This window comes from Lutimaribacter pacificus (assembly GCF_900142185.1).
GTDB lineage: Bacteria > Pseudomonadota > Alphaproteobacteria > Rhodobacterales > Rhodobacteraceae > Lutimaribacter > Lutimaribacter pacificus.
In genome coordinates this window covers 208,318-224,581 of the sequence record NZ_FQZZ01000004.1, presented here as the reverse complement: position 1 = coordinate 224,581, position 16,264 = coordinate 208,318, and the positions used below count along the sequence as shown (strand labels likewise).

The window sequence follows — 16,264 nt, the reverse complement described above, 5'->3', positions numbered from 1 at the left end:
TGCGCCTACCCCTTGCCGCCGGGCAGCGCGTCGAGCGCGCGGTCGAGCCAGCCGAGAAAGCCCTGCGGCTCTGTCGCCACGGGATCGAGGTAGGGGGCCAGCACATCGACCTCGTCCAGCCGGTCGCGCGGGCGTGGCGGCAGGTACTTGTTCACCGGCGCCGTGCCCTGTTCCGGCATCAGGTCGATCCCGCCGCGTTCTGCCACCAACTGGCTGACATCGCTGTCAGGATCGCCAAGGTCGCCGAAATGCCGCGCGCCTGCGGGGCAGGTGCGCACGCAGGCGGGTTCGCGGTCTTCCTCGGGCAGGTTCTCGTTATAGATGCGGTCGACGCACAGGGTGCATTTCTTCATCACCTTTTCCACCGCGTCCATCTCGCGCGCGCCGTAAGGGCAGGCCCAGGCGCACAGCCCGCAGCCGATGCAGTCGGATTCGTTGACCAGCACGATCCCGTCCTCGGCCCGCTTGTAGCTGGCGCCGGTCGGGCAGACCGTGACGCAGGGGGCGTTGTCGCAATGCAGGCAGGATTTCGGGAAATGCACCAATTGCGCCGCGCCGTTTTCGGGCTGCACCTCGTAGCTGTGCACGCGGTTCAGGAAGGTGCCCGACGGGTTCGCGCCATAGGCATCCGTATCCGACAGCGGCGCGCCGTAATTTTCCGTGTTCCAGCCCTTGCAGGAAATCACGCAGGCGTGGCAGCCGACGCAGGTATCCAGGTCGATCACAAGGCCCAGCTTGCGGGCGGTGCTATGCGGCAGTTGCGTCATTCGCCCACCTTCCATGCCAGGTCCTTCGGCCCCCTGCCGACAGGCGAGGCGACCGGCGGATAGGCCGGTTGCGCCTGCTCGGGCGCGGGCACCTTTTCGATCTTCACCCGCAAATCGAACCACGCGGCCTGCCCGGTGACCGGGTCGCTGTTCGACCAGCGCAGCCCGTCGCCGCGGGCGGGCAGCAATTCGTGGATCAGGTGGTTCAGCAGGAACCCCTTGCGCGCCTCGGGGGCGTCCTCGCTCACGGCCCAGGTGCCCTTGCGCTTGCCGATGGCGTTCCATGTCCAGATCGTGTTTTCGTTCAGCGCGGCCATATGCGCCACCGGCACCGTGATCGTGCCATGCACCGAACTGACCTGCGCCCAGTCGCCATCCTGGAACCCGTGGCGTTCCCACAGTTTCGTGGGCAGGTACATCGGGTTGACCCCGTGCAACTGCCGCAGCCACGCGTTCTGGGTGCCCCAGCTGTGATACATCGCCATCGGCCGCTGGGTCAGGGCGTGGATCGGGTATCCCACCGGGTCGGCATGGCCATCCTCAAACGGGGCATACCAGACCGGCAGCGGGTCGAGCGTGGCCTTGATGCGTTCGCGCAGGTGATCGGGCGGCTGAACCGGCCCGTGCCCCTCGGCGGCGAGCTGGAAGCGGCGCAGCGGTTCGACATATAGCTGGAACAGGTAGGGTTGCGGGCTGTCGCACAGGCCCAGACCCACGGCCCAGTCCTGATAGGCCATGTTCCACGGCTTGTAATAGGCGGCATCGCCGGGGATATGCCCGACCCAGAAACCGCCGTTCCCGATATAGCGGTCCAGTTGATCGGGGTTCGGCCCGCCGCGCCCGTCGCCGCCCTTGCGCCAGCCGGCCAGCGGGCCGATGCCGGGCTTGCGTTCGTGGTTGACGATGTAATCGGCGTAATCGGCGTATGTCGCGCCGCCATCCTCATTCACCATCCCCGGCAGGCCCAGCCGCGCGCCGAGGTCCAGCAGCACCGACTGGAACCCGCGCACGTCGCGGTCGGGCTGGACAACCGGCCAGCGGATCGCGTCGGCCGCGGCATCCGCCTCGCAGATCGGGCGGTCCAGCAGGCTGATGCAGTCGTGCCGTTCCAGGTAGGTGGTGTCGGGCAGCACCAGGTCGGCATAGGCCACCATTTCCGAACTATACGCATCCGAATAGATGATGCGCGGGATCACGTAATCGCCGTTCTCGTCGGTATCGGTCAGCATCTCCATCACGCCGCCGGTATTCATCGACGAGTTCCAAGACATGTTGGCCATGTACATGAACAGCGTGTCGATCCTGTAGGGATCGCCCGCATGGGCGTTCGAGATCACCATATGCATCAGCCCGTGCGCGCTCATCGGGTTGTCCCAGGTAAAGGCCTTGTCGATGCGCGCGGGGCTGCCATCCGCCTTCAGGCACAGGTCGTCCGGCCCCTGCACATAGCCCAGGTGCGGCCCGTCCAGCGGCGCGCCGGGGGTGGCCCCGCAATGGGGCCTGGGATGGGCGGTGGCGGGCTTGGGGTAGGGCGGTTTGAAGCGGAACCCGCCCGGCGTTTCCACCGATCCGATCAGGATTTGCAGCACATGCAGCGCGCGCGCGGTCTGGAACCCGTTGGAATGGGCGCTGATGCCGCGCATCGCGTGAAAGCTGACCGGGCGGCCGGTCATCGTCTTGTGGGTCTCGCCGCGGAAATCGGTCCATTCCCGCTCCAGCGTGATCGCCTCGTCAAAGGCAACGCGCGCGATTTCCGCCGCCAGCGCGCGGATCTTTTGCGGCGCGATTCCGGTCTTGTCCGCGACTGCCTCGGGGGCATAACGGTCGTCCAGATACCGCTCGGCCATGTGCTGGAACACGGTGCGATGGGTGATGCCGGCCCGCCGGTGGCGCGCGGCAAGATCGGGGCGCACGCCGGGCCGGTCGAAGGGCGCCAGCTTGCCGGTGGCGCGGTCCATCACCAGTTCCTTGCCCGCCTCGTCGCGCAGGAACAGCCCGTATTCGGGGGATTTCGGATCGCCGTTGACCAGCACCGGCGCGTTGGTGAACCGCGCGAGATAGTCCAGGTCGACCTTGCCGGCCTTGAGCAGCAGATGCACCAGGCTCAGGATCAGCAGGCCGTCGGTCCCCGGCGTGATGCCCAGCCAGTCGTCGGCCACCGCGTTATAGCCGGTGCGGATCGGGTTCACCCCCACCACCCGCGCGCCGCGCGCCTTGATCTTTCCGATCCCCATCTTGATCGGGTTGCTGTCGTGATCCTCGGCCACGCCGAACAGGACGAACAGCTTGGTATGATCCCAGTCGGGCTGACCGAACTCCCAGAACGCGCCGCCCATCGTGTAGATGCCCGCCGCCGCCATGTTGACCGAACAGAACCCGCCATGCGCGGCGAAATTCGGCGTGCCGAATTGCTGCGCCCACCAGCCGGTGAAGCTTTGCGACTGGTCGCGCCCGGTGAAAAACGCCAGCTTTTCCGGCGCGGTGTCGCGGATCGGTTTCAGCCACGACACCGCCAGGTCCAGCGCCTCGTCCCAGCTTATTTCCCGGAACTCGCCCGATCCGCGCGGCCCCACCCGTTTCAGCGGCGCGCGCAGGCGCGAGGGGGCGTTGACCTGCATGATCCCCGCGCTGCCCTTGGCGCACAGCACGCCCTTGTTGATCGGGTGGTCGCGGTTGCCCTCGATATAGGCGACGCGCCCGGCCTTCATGTGCACGTTGATGCCGCAGCGGCAGGCGCACATGTAACAGGTGGTCCGGCGCACCTCGTCCGAGACCTTGGGCGAGGTGTCGATCCTGGGCTGGGTCATGTCTGTCTCCCTGTTCACCGGACTATCGCGTTACATCACCTGACGGACAAGCCCCGCGCCCGCCAGCACCACCAGAAGGGTCAGGCTTACGGGGCGGTAATGGCGCTCATTCTCGGGGGTGAAATACCGCCGCCCCAGCCACAGCCCGGCAACGAACGGCGCCAGCAACACGGCATAGCGCAGCGCCGCCTGCCCGGTCAGCACACCCAGCAGCACCTGCCAGAAGAAGGTGATCGTTCCGCCGATGGTGATGATCAGGATCATCGTGCCGCGCATCGTGCGCGGCTGCAGGCTGCGCGCCGCCAGGTAAAGCGCGTGCACCAGCCCGCCGATCGAGGCCAGCCCGTTCACCACCCCCGCCAGCAGCCCCACCAGCGCCGCACCCGCGCGCCCGCGCCCCACCGGCAGCGGGATGCGCGCCAGTTGCAGCGCCGCCAGCCCCGCCACCAGCGCCAGCGCGATCACGCGCGAGGTGTCGGGGTCCAGCGTCCGGGTCAGGTGCAAGCCCAGCGGCACGCCCACAAAGGCCATGCCCACCAGCGTTCCCGCCAGCGGCTTGTCGGCGTGGCCGATCCCGCCGCGCAGCAGCAGGGTCGAGCCCGTCAGTTCCAGCAGCAGGCAGATCGGGATCAGGTCGATCGGCGCGATCCACACCGCCGCCAGCGCCATGATCGTGGCCGATGCGCCAAAGCCGGTAAAGCCGCGCGCCACGCCCGCCAAGAAAACCACCGCCGCCAGCCACGCCAGCAACCCGCCCGACAGATCCAGCGCCGCCATCATGCCGCGCCTCTCCGGCGCTTGACCTTCGCCGCCGGGCGCGTCTTGCTGTTCCGCGCAAGGAGGAGGGCAATGGACCTGATCGAAACCCTGCGCGACGCCGCGCGCACCGATCCCGCGCGCGTCGTGTTCCCCGAGGCCGGGGAGCCGCGCATCGCGCAGGCGATGGCGCGGTTGCGCGACGACGGGCTGTGCATCCCCGTCGCCCCGCCCGACACCGCCAGCGAGGCCGCCCTGCAGGCCCTGATCGCCGCGCGCGGCGTGAAAGAGCCGATTGCCCGCCGGATGCTGACCAAACCGCTGTATCGCGCCGCCGCGATGGTCGCCGCGGGTGAGGCCGCTGCGATGGTTGCGGGCGTGGCCACCCCCACCCGCCGCGTGATCGAGGCGGCGGCGCTGGCCATCGGGCTGCGCGACGGGGTGCGCCTGCCCTCGTCCTTCTTCCTGATGCGGTTTCCCGACGGGCGACAGATGGTCTGGGCCGATTGCGGGCTGAACGTCGACCCCACCGCCGAAGACCTGGCCGATATCGCCCGCGCCTCGGCGGCCTCGGCCACGGCCCTGCTGGGTGCGGCGCGCGTGGCGCTGTTGTCGTTCTCGACCGGCGGCAGCGGCGCGGGCCCGTCGGTCGACAAGGTGCGCACCGCCGCCGAAATGACTGGCTTTGCCGGCCCGCTGCAGGCCGACGCGGCGCTTAACCCGGCCATCGCGGCGAAGAAGGGGGTGACGGGGGGCGTTGCCAATGTGCTTGTCTTTCCCGATCTCGATTCAGGCAACATCGCCTACAAACTGGCGCAGGAACTGGCCGGCGCGCAAGCACTTGGCCCGATCCTGCAAGGGTTCCGCCGCCCGGTCTGCGATCTCAGTCGCGGGGCGACGGCAGAGGATATCGTCGCCGCGACCGTGGTGACGCTGGCGCTGGGATAGCGCGTCAGACGACCTGTTTGCGCATGTCCGCCGGGTCGATCCCGGCCACGGCCACCGGTTTTTTCATCGCGTCGCGGCGGAAGGGTTCGCCCAGTTCCTGGTTGATCAGCGCCTCGATCAGCGTGGTCTTGCCGTGTTTCATCTGGTCCTCGACCGCCTTGGCCAGCGCGTCGGTCAGCTCGTCCATCGTGCGGGCCTGCACGCCCTGCAACCCGCAGGCTTTCGCAATCCCGGCATAGCTGACCTGCGTATCCAGTTCGGTGCCCACGAAATTGTCGTCATACCACAGGGTCGAGTTCCGCTTTTCCGCACCCCACTGGTAGTTGCGGAACACCACCATCGTGATCGCGGGCCATTCCGGCCGGCCGATGGCGGTCAGTTCCGTCACCGCGATGCCAAAGGCGCCATCCCCGGCAAAGCCGACCACCGGCACATCCGGGCAGCCGATCTTGGCGCCGACGATCGACGGTAGGCCATAGCCGCACGGCCCGAACAGGCCCGGCGCCAGGTATTTCCGCCCCTCCTCGAAACTGGGGTAGGCGTTGCCGATGGCGCAGTTGTTGCCGATATCGGACGAGATGATCGCCTCGCGCGGCAGCGCGCTCTGGATCGCGCGCCAGGCCATGCGCGGGCTCATCCAGTCGGGCTTGTCGTCGCGTGCGCGCTGGTTCCAGGTGGTGCCGGGATCGTCGTCCTCGTGGTCCATCGAGGCGAGCTGCTGCGCCCAGGCAGATTTCGTCCGGGCGATCTGTGCCAGCCGGTCCTGTTTCGCCGCGGCGTCGATATCGGGGATGCGCGCATTCAGGCTTTCGGCCACCTTTTTCGCGTCGCCCACGATGCCCACGCTGACTTTCTTGGTCAGGCCGATCCGGTCGGGGTTGATATCCACCTGGATGATCGCCGCGTCCTTCGGCCAATAGTCGATGCCGTATCCCGGCAGGGTCGAAAACGGGTTCAGCCGCGTGCCGAGGCACAGCACCACGTCCGCCTGCGCGATCAGCTCCATCCCCGCCTTGCTGCCATTATATCCCAGCGGGCCCGCGAATTGCGGGTGGCTGCCGGGAAAGGCGTCGTTGTGCTGGTATCCGACGCAGACCGGCGCGCCCAGTTTTTCCGCCAGCGCCATCGAGGCCGGGATCGCGCCCCCCAGAACCACGCCCGCTCCGTTCAGGATGACGGGGGATTTCGCGCCCGCCAGCAATTCGGCGGCGCGCGCAAGCGCCTCTTCCCCGCCGCCGGGGCGTTCGAATTCCACGATCTCGGGCAGGTCGATATCGATCACCTGTGTCCAGAAATCGCGCGGCATGTTGATCTGCGCCGGTGCGCTGGCGCGGCGCGCGTTCAGGATCACGCGGTTCAGCACCTCGGCCACGCGGGACGGGTCGCGCACCTCTTCCTGGTAGGCGACCATATCCTCGAACAGCTTCATCTGCTCGACCTCCTGGAACCCGCCCTGGCCGATCGTCTTGTTCGCGGCCTGCGGCGTGACCAGCAGCAGCGGCGTGTGGTTCCAGTAGGCGGTTTTCACGGCGGTCACGAAATTGGTGATGCCGGGGCCGTTCTGCGCGATCATCATCGACATCCTGCCCGAGGCGCGGGTATAGCCATCGGCCATCATCCCGCCCGAGCCCTCATGCGCGCAATCCCAGAAGGTGATGCCGGCGCGCGGGAACAGGTCGGAAATCGGCATGAAGGCCGAACCGATGATCCCGAAGGCATGTTCGATCCCGTGCATCTGCAGAACTTTCACAAAGGCTTCTTCGGTGGTCATCTTCATCGGGTCGGTCTCCGCTGTCGGGATGGGGATTCGGCGCATGGTGCCGGCTGGCGCACAGGGTAACGACTGGGCAGGGCGGCGATAGGGCCAGACACGATGGCGGGATAAGGCCAGATTGGCCCCGGTCGCCGTTTCCTTGGCGTCACTGAAAACGACCAGATAGAATATTCCATTCGGGGCCGGACAAACTCAATAAAATCATTGTGCAGAAAAACCCGTAGCGCGGTCGTCTTTCCATTTTGGCCACATGATTTTTCCATGCCGCAATTCGCGACGCGATGCGGGAACGGCAGCTGTGCGGACGGAGCGGACGTTCGAACAAGGCACCCCGCCCGGAACGGCCGCGCAAGCGGCCCGGGCATCGCACGGCCGCCCCCCGGCCGGGCGATTGGCTGCCGCAAGTGCCACGTTCCTAGGGAGGAGGTGGCGGCGCGATAAAGTGGCAGTCACAAAGGTAGGATCGCCCGACCGCGGCCGTGCGATGCCCTCTGTTGCGCTCAATCTGAAATGCCGTGGCAGGGCCTGATCCCGTCCTTCGCTGCGCGTCGCGCGAGGGTCCGCTGACGGTCCGGGCGCGGGCCGCCGGCGCTCTGTCCCCGACAGAATGGAAAAACCACTGTCGAAAATGGAAGGTCCGCGTGGCGCGTTTCAATCACACGCCCCCGATCGTCCGCGCGATCCGCGCCACGCCTTCCGGTATCCTCTCGGACGGGATCGAGGAATAGGCCAGCCGGTAGAAATTGCGTGGCGGCGCATCCCGTGCAAAGAACGGGCGCCCCGCCTCGATCAGCACGTCGCGGTCGCGCAGCCGCGTGGCCAGCACCCCCGTATCCACCCCCTCGGGCGCCGCCATCCAGAAGCTCGATCCGCCATGCGCGCCGCGCCCCGCGATGGTCAGCCCGTGATCGGCCATCGCCTGCTCCATCACCCGGCGCCGTTCTGCATAGACGCGCGCGGTGCGCCGGATCAGCGCGTCGTAATGGCCGAGCGACAGGAAATAAGCCGCCGCCCGCTGCATCAGGCCGGGCGGGTGGCGCAACACGCTGGCCCGCAGCGCCCGCGCCTCGCGGATGAACGGGGCCGATCCCACCAGGTAGCCCAGCCGCAACCCCGGAAACAGCGACTTGGAAAAGCTGCCGACATAGATCACCCGCCCGTCCTCATCCAGCGACTTGAGCGCGGGGGAGGGTTTGCGCAGGAACGCCATCTCGAACTCGTAATCGTCCTCGACGATCAGCGCCTCCATCTCTCGCGCGCGCTCCAGCAGCGCGTGCCGGCGGGCCAACGGCATGGTGGCCGATGTCGGTGACTGGTGCGACGGCGTGGTAAAGATCACGTCGGTGCCGTCGGGAATCAGGTCGGGCGGCAGCCCGTCGGAATCCACCGGCACCGGCGACAGGTGGCAGCGCGATTGCGTCAGCACATCGCGCAGTGCGGGATAGCACGGGTCTTCGATCGCGGCGCGCCGCCGCTGGGTCAGCAACACCTGCGCCGCCAGCCACAGCGCGTTCTGCGCCCCCATCGTCACCAGTATCTGCGACGGCTCGGCGATGATCCCCCTGCGCGGCAGCGTGTGGCGGGCGATGAACTCGACCAGTTGCGGATCGTCCTGGTCGTACTGGTCGCTGGTCAGCGCGGCGAAATCCTTTTGCCCCAGCGCCTGCAACGCGCACAGCCGCCAGTTGGCATGATCGAACAGCGACGCGTCGGTCTGCCCGTAGATGAACGGATAGCGATAGCGCGCCCAGTCCAGCGGCTTTTCCGGCGTCGCCCCGCCGGTAAAGCGTTGCCCGATGGCACGCATCCAGTCGATCCGGTCCTCCTGCGGGCGGGGTGTCGCGGCAGGCAGCGGCTCGGGCGCGTTTTCCGAAACGTAATAGCCCGACCGCCCCCTTGCAGTCAGGTAGTCCGAGGCGACCAGCTCGGTATAGGCCAGCGTCACGGTGATCCGGCTGACGCCCAGATGCGCGGCCAGCTTGCGGCTCGACGGCAGTTTCTCCCCGGCGCGGAACCGGCCCGACAGGATGCCCTGCGCGATCATCTGCTGGATGCGCGATTGCAACGTCGCCTGTGAGCGCGGATCGAGGAAAAAGTTTTCAACCGAGATGGCCATGCGGCGAAGGGTAACTGGATATATCGGGTCGGTAAACTGGCGTTATTTCGGTGTTGGAAAAATCGCGCGGTTCGGGCCGGAAACCGCGCGGTTTGTGGATATTTACGTGGCCCGTAAATATGATTTACCCTGCGCCGAACGGATGCCGACACTGGCCAGGCCACCATACACGAGGGACACATGATCGCCGTCATATTCGAGGTTTTCCCCGCCGAGGGCCAGCAGGACGCCTATCTGGACATGGCCGGAAAGATGCGCCCGCTGGCCGAAAGCATTCCCGGTTTCATCGGTGTCGAACGGTTCCAGAGCCTGACGACACCGGGCAAGCTGCTGTCCCTGTCCTTCTGGGAGGACGAGGCCGCGCTGGAGGCGTGGCGCAACCTGCCGCAGCATCGCGGCGCGCAGCGCGCCGGCCGGGAGGTGATGTTCGCGGGCTACCGCCTGCGGATCGCCGGCGTGATCCGCGACTACGGCATGGACGAGAGGGACGAGGCGCCAGAGGACAGCCGCGCGGCGCATGGGGTGTGAGCCGGGTTAGAGGGCGGCTTGCTTTGCGGACGACGCGGGCGTTTGGGGGCGCAACAGAGGGCATTGCGCGGCCGCGGTCGGGCGATCCGACGGTTGTGGGATGGCACTTTATCGTCCAGTCACATCCCCCCTATGAACGTGGCACTGGCGGCAGCCAATCGCCCGGCCGGGGGGCGGCCGTGCGATGCCCGGGCCGCTTCGCGGCTGTTCCGGGCAGGATGTAACGTTCGAATACTGGCTCCGGCCCCTTACAACAGATCACCACGATTTGCCGATACGGCCAAAGGAAAGCCCGCCACGTGCGTCACGCGGCGGGCGGGTTGGCCGGAAGAGGTAAATCTCAGCCGAAAACGCGGGTCAGCGCCGTGTCGGTCGCGGCGATCATCTCGTCGATATGGTCCTTCGTGGCGATCAGCGCCGGGCTGTAGCACAGCGTGTTGTTCTTGCCGGGGATCGAGCGGTTGGTGACGCCGATGATCACCGCCTGCGCGTTGCATTCGGCCACGACCTTTTGCGCCAGCTTTTCGTCCACCGGCTCTTTCGTGTCGCGGTCGGCCACCAGTTCGGCGCCCAGGAACAGGCCCTTGCCGCGCACGTCGCCGATGACCTTGTGCTTGTCTTTCAGCGCATTGAGCTGGTCCAGCATGTAATCGCCCATCGCGGCGGTGTTTTCCAGCAGCCCCTCGTCCTCGATGATGCGCATGTTTTCCAGCGCCGCGGCGGGGCCTGCGGTGCAGCCGCCGAAGGTCGAGATGTCGCGGAAATAGTTGAGCGGGTCCTCGGCGTCGTCCTTGAACATGTCGAACACGCGCTCGGTTGTGACGCAGCAGGCGATGGCGGCATAGCCCGAGGCGACGCCCTTTGCCATCGTCACGAAATCCGGCTCGATCCCGTAATGCTGGTAGCCGAACCATTCCCTGCCGGTGCGGCCCACGCCGCAGACGACCTCGTCGATATGCAGCAGGATGTCGTATTTGCGGCAAATCTCCTGCACCTTCTGCCAATAGCCCTCGGGCGGGGTGATCACACCGCCGCCGGCGGTGACGGGCTCAAGGCACAGGCCGCCCACCGTGTCAGGGCCTTCGCGCAGGATCACCTGTTCGATCTGTTCGGCTGCCCATTCGCCATAGTTCTGCTCGGGCGCGCCGTCCTGTTCGTGGCGGCGGTATTCCATGCAATGCGGCACGCGCACGAAATCCGGGGCGAAGGGGCCGTATTGCGCGTTGCGTTCGTCCTGCCCGCCGCAGGACATCGCCCCGATGGTCGAGCCGTGATAGTCGCGGTCGCGATACAGGATCTTGCGCTTCTTGCCGCCATATCGCTTGTGCGCGATCTGGCGGATCATCTTGAATGCCTTCTCGTTCGCCTCGGAGCCCGAGTTGGTGTAGTAGACGCGGCTCATCCCCGGCATCTTGGATATCAGCCGTTCCGAGAACATCGCACCGGGGATCGACCCGGCGGAGCCGGCAAAATAGTTCAGCTTGATCAGCTGGTCGCGCACCGCGTTGGCGATGCTTTCGCGGCCATAGCCCACATTGACCGTCCAGACCCCGCCCGACACGCCATCGAGATGCTTCTTGCCGTTCTGGTCCCAGACATGGATGCCCTTGCCCTCGACGATCACGCGGGGGGCGCCGGTTTCGAACGGCTTGTGCTGGGTCAGGTGGTGCCAGACATGGTCGCGGTCCATGTCCACGATTTTGGAAAGGTCGTTGTCAAAGGTTCCGTCCATGTCGCACTCCGCTGTGTTCAGGAAACAGGAAAGGGCCGCGGCGGGCGCGGCTAGGTCCATGCCATCAGACTCTTCCGCGCGGCGGAAAAATAGGTCCAGATCGGTCTGTCCCGTATCGCCAGATGGTGTGATGAATATTTGACCACCTGGCGCAGGTATCGCGAAACTCTTGCGTAATAACCGAAAACCCGATGCCGCTTTGCTGAAATAAGGGCCGGTTTCGGGCGGTGCGGGCATAAAATCCGGCAAAGAGCATTGATCGGAATCGTCTTTTCCGGTCGGATAACCCCACTCTGCGGAACGGGCCCCGGGGCCTGTCCTTGCCGCAAGGAATGGAATCGGGGGCAGGGGCCTGCACCCGAACGGACCCGGAAAACCGGGCCGCCAACAACGGGAGTATCGTGATGAAGAAACCGATCAAAGCCAGGCTGATACCCGCCGTGGCAGGCGTGGCCATGCTGGCCGGGACCAATGCCGCGCAGGCGATGGACGAGATCACCGTGGGCTATTTCCTGGAATGGCCGATGCCGTTCCAGTACGCCAAGGTCGAGGGCCTGTATGACGACGCGATGGGCGTCACCGTCAACTGGCGTGCCTTCGATACCGGCACTGCGATGAGCGCGGCAATGGCCTCGGGCGACGTGCAACTGGTGGTCAGCCAGGGCGTGCCGCCCTTCGTCGTGGCCATCAGCGCGGGCCAGGATCTGCAGATCGTGGACGTGGCGGTGAGCTATTCCGACAACGACAACTGCGTGGTGCGCGCCGATCTGGAGATCGACAAGGACTCGGCCGATGAACTGGCCGGCAAGAAGGTCGCCGTGCCGCTGGGCACCGCCGCGCATTACGGGTTTCTCAAGCAGATGAGCCATTTCGGCGTCGATCTCGGATCGCTCGACATCGTCAACATGGCCCCGCCCGAGGGTGCGGCCGCCATCGCGCAGGGCGCGGTGGACATGTTCTGCGGCTGGGGCGGGTCGCTGCGCCGCGCCGAGGAACACGGCAACGTCCTGCTGACCGGCGCCGAAAAGGAAGAGCTGGGCATTCTCGTCTTCGACGTGACCTCGGGCCCGGCGGCGTTCATCGCCGAAAATCCCGAACTGGTCGCGCAGTTCCTGAAGGTGACGGCGGATGCCAACGCGATGTGGGCCGATCCCGCCAACCGCGACACGATGCTGCCGGTGATAGCCAAGGACAGCGGCATGGACATGGACGCGACCGCCGCGACGATCGACACCTTCGTCTTTCCCGCGGTCGAGGAGCAGCTTACGCCCAAGTGGCTGGGCGGAGGCGCACAGGAATTCATGAAGGGCGTGGCCGATGTTTTCGTCGAGGCGGGCAGCATCGACGCCGCGCTGGACAGCTATGAAAGCAACGTGAACCTCGGCCCGCTGCAATCCGCAAGCGGCATGTAGCACGCGCACCGGGCGCCCGCTTTCGTGCGGGCGGGCGCCCGGTGACCCCCGGACAATCCACTGAGGGCAGGTAATGACCGGGCTTTCCATCGAGAATATCTCCATGCGCTTCGACCTGCCGAACGGCAGCCACGTGCAGGCGCTGAAGGACGTGTCGCTGCATCTCAACCCCGGTGAGCTGCTCAGCGTGCTGGGCCCGTCGGGTTGTGGCAAGACCACGCTGCTGAACATCGTGGCGGGGTTCCTGGCGCCCACCGGGGGGCGGATCGTGTTGAACGGCCATGCGGTCAGGGGGCCGGATGCCGAACGCGGCATGGTGTTCCAGCAGGGCGCGCTGTTCGAATGGATGAACGTGCGCGACAATGTCAGCTTCGGCCCCCGCATGGCGGGCCGGCGCGCGGCCGATTACGGGCAGGAGGTCGATCACCTGCTGGATGTCGTGGGGCTGCGCGATTTCAAGGAAAAGGCGATTTACGAGCTGTCGGGCGGGATGCAGCAGCGCGTGGCGCTGGCGCGCTGCCTTGCCAACGACCCGGACGTGATCCTGATGGACGAACCGCTGGGCGCGCTCGATGCGCTGACGCGGGAAAAGATGCAGGGGCTGGTGCTGAAGCTCTGGAAGGAAACCGGCAAGACGATCATCCTGATCACCCATTCCGTCGAAGAGGCGCTGCTGCTGGGCGAACGCCTGCTGGTGATGGCGCCGCGCCCGGGCCGTATCCACACCGAATACCGGCTGCCCTTCGCCGACATGGGCGTGGGCCAGGATCTGCGCGAGGTCAAGAAGCACCCCGAGTTCGGGCAAAGGCGCGAGGAGATCCTTGGCATGATCTGGGACATGGAAGAGGAAATCATGGGCCGCGCCGAGGAGGCAGGCGCATGATCCCCCTCGTCCTTTACATCGCGATCTTTGCCGCCGCCTTTTTCATCGTGCGCCTTGGCGTGCGCCGCCTGACCGAGCGGCACGATTACACCGCGCTCAAGACGGTGACATTCGGCGACGAAAGCGCGGTGCGCCCCGACCGCTGGGCCAGCGTCATCTCGATCCTGACGATCTTTCTGCTGTGGGGGGCGTTCACGGGGTCGAAATGGGTGCCCGTCCATGCGCCCGGCCCCTTCGTGGGCGATACGCAGTTCACCTATACGTCCGAGGCGCCCGACGGCACCCGCGACGACGCCACTGTCTTTGTCCGCGTGTTCGAGGTCGGCGCCGAGGTGGCCGAGCCCGAGATCGACCCCGGCGACGGTTTTGCAAAGAACGACACGATCACCGTCGGCGCGTGGCGCACGAAGCTGCTGTCCTTCGACCAGAACGACGAGATCACCCGCAAGGACGGCGCGCATATCGTCGCCATCGACGGCCAGCCGGTCGAAGCGGGCGGCGAGGTGCGCACGGATGCCGGACGCATCGCCATCACCTCCAAGGGTTCGATCAACTACGAGCCGCCCAAGGGGATGCAGATGGAGCCGATCTGGCTGCCCCCGCCCGAGGCGGTGGTCGCCCGCGTGGCCGAGATCGCCGGCCGGGGTTACCAGAACTTCACCCTGTGGGAACATCTGGGCTGGTCGCTCTACCGCGTGATCCTCGGCTTCATCCTCGGCGCGGCGGTGGGCATCCCGCTGGGCTATGCGATGGGCCTGTCCGACTGGTTTCGCGGCTGGTTCGATCCGATCGTGGAATTCATGCGCCCGGTGCCGCCGCTGGCGCTGATCCCGCTGGTGATCATCTGGGCGGGTATCGGCGAGTCGGGCAAGATCATCCTGCTGTTTCTTGCCGCGCTCTGGATCATGACGATCGCGGCCCGCGCGGGCGTGTCTGGGGTGAACATCACCAAGGTCCACGCCGCCTACAGCCTTGGGGCAAGCCGGTGGCAGATCCTGCGCCATGTGATCATCCCGAACTCGTTGCCGGAAATCTTCACCGGCGCGCGGGTGGCGATGGGGGTCTGCTGGGGCACGGTGGTTGCGGCGGAACTGGTGGCCGCCGAAAAGGGCGCGGGCATGATGATCATGGTCGCCTCGCGCTTTCAGCTGACCGATATCGTCATCATGGGGATCATCCTGATCGGCGTGATCGGCTATGGCATCGACATCCTGTTCCGCATCGCCGAACGCTGGCTGGTGCCGTGGAAGGGACGCAGCTAACCTGCGCCCCATGACAGAGGATACCGATCTCCTGCGCGCGCTGTTCGACGCCGCCGTAACCGCCGCCGATCCGCAAGCCGCTTTGGCCCCGCACCTGCCGGACCGGCCTGAGGGCCGCACAGTCGTCGTCGGTGCGGGCAAGGGTGCGGCGCAGATGGCCGCAGCCTTCGAAACGCTCTGGGGCGAATGCGAAGGCGTGGTCGTCACGCGCTACGGTTATGCCTGCCCCACGCAACATATCCGCGTGATCGAGGCCGCGCACCCGGTGCCCGACAAGGCGGGGCTGGCGGCAAGCGGGGCGCTGTTCGATGCGGTCGGCGGCCTCGGTCCCGACGATCTGGTGGTGGCGCTGATCTGCGGCGGCGGCTCGGCGCTGCTGCCCGCGCCGCCCGGTGGCCTGACGCTGGCGGACGAACAGGCGCTGAACGACGCGCTGCTGCGCAGCGGTGCGCCCATCGGTGCGATGAACGCGATCCGCAAGCAGGTCAGCCGGATCAAGGGCGGGCGGCTGGCCGCCGCCGCCCATCCCGCGCGGGTGGTCAGCCTGATCGTTTCGGACGTGCCGGGCGACGATCCCGCGCAGGTGGCCAGCGGCCCCACGGTGCCGGACGATACCGACCGCGAAACCGCCCGCGCCGCGATCCGCGATTACAAGATCGCGCTGCCCGACCGTATCGGGGCCTTCCTGAACGACGCGCCCGAGGATGCGCCGCGCCCCTGTGATCCCGCCTTTGCCCGCGACAGCGTGACGGTCATCGCCTCGGCCGCCCGTTCGCTCGACGCGGCGGCGGAACTGGCCGCGGCGCGGGGCATCCCCGCCCATATCCTGTCCGACGCCATCGAGGGCGAGGCGCGCGAGGTCGCCCGCGTTCATGCCGCCATCGCGCGTGAAATCGCCTGCAGGAACCGCCCCTTTGCGACACCCGCGCTGATCCTGTCGGGCGGGGAAACCACCGTCACGCTGCGGGGCACGGGGCGCGGCGGGCGCAACAGCGAATTCCTGCTGTCCTTCGCCTTGGCCATCGAGGGGGTGGAGGGCATCACCGCCCTCGCCGCCGATACCGATGGCATCGACGGATCGGAGGAGAATGCCGGCGCTTTCGCCGACGGCGCTACCGCCGCGCGGATGCGCGCCGCCGGCATCGACCCCGCCGCCGCGCTGGCCGATAACGACGCCTACAGCGCCTTTGCCGCGATCGGGGCGCTGTTCACGCCTGGCCCGACCGGCACCAACGTCAACGATTTCCGCGCGATCCTGATCCGCTAGGCCGCGCCGGTG

At 66.9% G+C, this 16,264-nt stretch carries 12 protein-coding genes; 6 read left to right on the top strand and 6 right to left on the bottom strand.

Annotated features, from left to right (window positions below; all coding sequences use genetic code 11):
* Nucleotides 1-5 precede the first annotated feature (5 nt).
* Genes F3H87_RS12465 through F3H87_RS12455 form a run of 3 tightly spaced genes read right to left on the bottom strand, consistent with a single transcriptional unit; the run spans nucleotide 6 to nucleotide 4,354 of the window.
* Complete coding sequence (locus F3H87_RS12465) at nucleotides 6-767, bottom strand: 4Fe-4S dicluster domain-containing protein (protein WP_149788400.1); 762 nt, start codon at nucleotides 765-767, stop codon at nucleotides 6-8.
* Nucleotides 764-3,574 (bottom strand): molybdopterin oxidoreductase family protein, encoded by a 2,811-nt coding sequence (locus F3H87_RS12460; RefSeq protein WP_149788401.1) that lies wholly within the window; start codon nucleotides 3,572-3,574, stop codon nucleotides 764-766. Before F3H87_RS12460 ends, F3H87_RS12465 begins: the two co-directional genes overlap by 4 nt.
* 30 nt (nucleotides 3,575-3,604) lie before the next feature.
* Nucleotides 3,605-4,354 carry a sulfite exporter TauE/SafE family protein gene (locus F3H87_RS12455; protein ID WP_149788402.1) on the bottom strand — a complete coding sequence of 250 codons (750 nt, stop codon included), beginning with the start codon at nucleotides 4,352-4,354 and terminating at the stop codon, nucleotides 3,605-3,607.
* 69 nt (nucleotides 4,355-4,423) lie between these two features.
* Here F3H87_RS12455 and F3H87_RS12450 point away from each other — a divergent pair, with 69 nt between their 5' ends.
* The gene (locus tag F3H87_RS12450) at nucleotides 4,424-5,278 is read left to right on the top strand and encodes a phosphate acyltransferase (protein WP_149788403.1); all 855 of its coding nucleotides are present in this window, start codon (nucleotides 4,424-4,426) and stop codon (nucleotides 5,276-5,278) included.
* A 4-nt stretch (nucleotides 5,279-5,282) separates the two neighbouring features.
* Here F3H87_RS12450 and xsc read toward each other — a convergent pair whose 3' ends face one another.
* Together xsc and pdxR are read right to left on the bottom strand one after the other, a co-directional pair.
* Nucleotides 5,283-7,055, bottom strand: coding sequence for a sulfoacetaldehyde acetyltransferase (gene xsc, locus F3H87_RS12445; protein ID WP_149788404.1), 1,773 nt, complete (start codon nucleotides 7,053-7,055; stop codon nucleotides 5,283-5,285).
* A 652-nt stretch (nucleotides 7,056-7,707) separates the two neighbouring features.
* Complete coding sequence (gene pdxR / locus F3H87_RS12440; protein ID WP_149788405.1) at nucleotides 7,708-9,168, bottom strand: MocR-like pyridoxine biosynthesis transcription factor PdxR; 1,461 nt, start codon at nucleotides 9,166-9,168, stop codon at nucleotides 7,708-7,710.
* A 180-nt stretch (nucleotides 9,169-9,348) separates the two neighbouring features.
* Here pdxR and F3H87_RS12435 point away from each other — a divergent pair, with 180 nt between their 5' ends.
* Nucleotides 9,349-9,696, top strand: coding sequence for an antibiotic biosynthesis monooxygenase family protein (locus F3H87_RS12435; RefSeq protein ID WP_149788406.1), 348 nt, complete (start codon nucleotides 9,349-9,351; stop codon nucleotides 9,694-9,696).
* Between the two features lie 340 nt (nucleotides 9,697-10,036).
* On the opposite strand, the gene F3H87_RS12430 is transcribed toward F3H87_RS12435, so the two are convergent.
* Nucleotides 10,037-11,428: an aminotransferase family protein gene (locus tag F3H87_RS12430; protein WP_149788407.1), complete on the bottom strand. Its 1,392-nt coding sequence runs from the start codon at nucleotides 11,426-11,428 to the stop codon at nucleotides 10,037-10,039.
* 404 nt (nucleotides 11,429-11,832) lie between these two features.
* Here F3H87_RS12430 and F3H87_RS12425 point away from each other — a divergent pair, with 404 nt between their 5' ends.
* From F3H87_RS12425 to F3H87_RS12410, 4 genes are all read left to right on the top strand, one after another.
* Complete coding sequence (locus F3H87_RS12425; RefSeq protein ID WP_149788408.1) at nucleotides 11,833-12,840, top strand: taurine ABC transporter substrate-binding protein; 1,008 nt, start codon at nucleotides 11,833-11,835, stop codon at nucleotides 12,838-12,840.
* A gap of 73 nt (nucleotides 12,841-12,913) precedes the next feature.
* On the top strand, nucleotides 12,914-13,723 hold the full coding sequence (locus F3H87_RS12420) for an ATP-binding cassette domain-containing protein (RefSeq protein ID WP_149788409.1): 810 nt from the start codon (nucleotides 12,914-12,916) through the stop codon (nucleotides 13,721-13,723).
* On the top strand, nucleotides 13,720-14,985 hold the full coding sequence (locus F3H87_RS12415) for an ABC transporter permease (RefSeq protein WP_149788410.1): 1,266 nt from the start codon (nucleotides 13,720-13,722) through the stop codon (nucleotides 14,983-14,985). The genes F3H87_RS12420 and F3H87_RS12415 overlap by 4 nt, the downstream gene beginning before the upstream one ends.
* A 10-nt stretch (nucleotides 14,986-14,995) precedes the next feature.
* Nucleotides 14,996-16,252, top strand: coding sequence for a glycerate kinase type-2 family protein (locus F3H87_RS12410; protein ID WP_149788411.1), 1,257 nt, complete (start codon nucleotides 14,996-14,998; stop codon nucleotides 16,250-16,252).
* The last annotated feature ends 12 nt before the right edge of the window (nucleotides 16,253-16,264 follow it).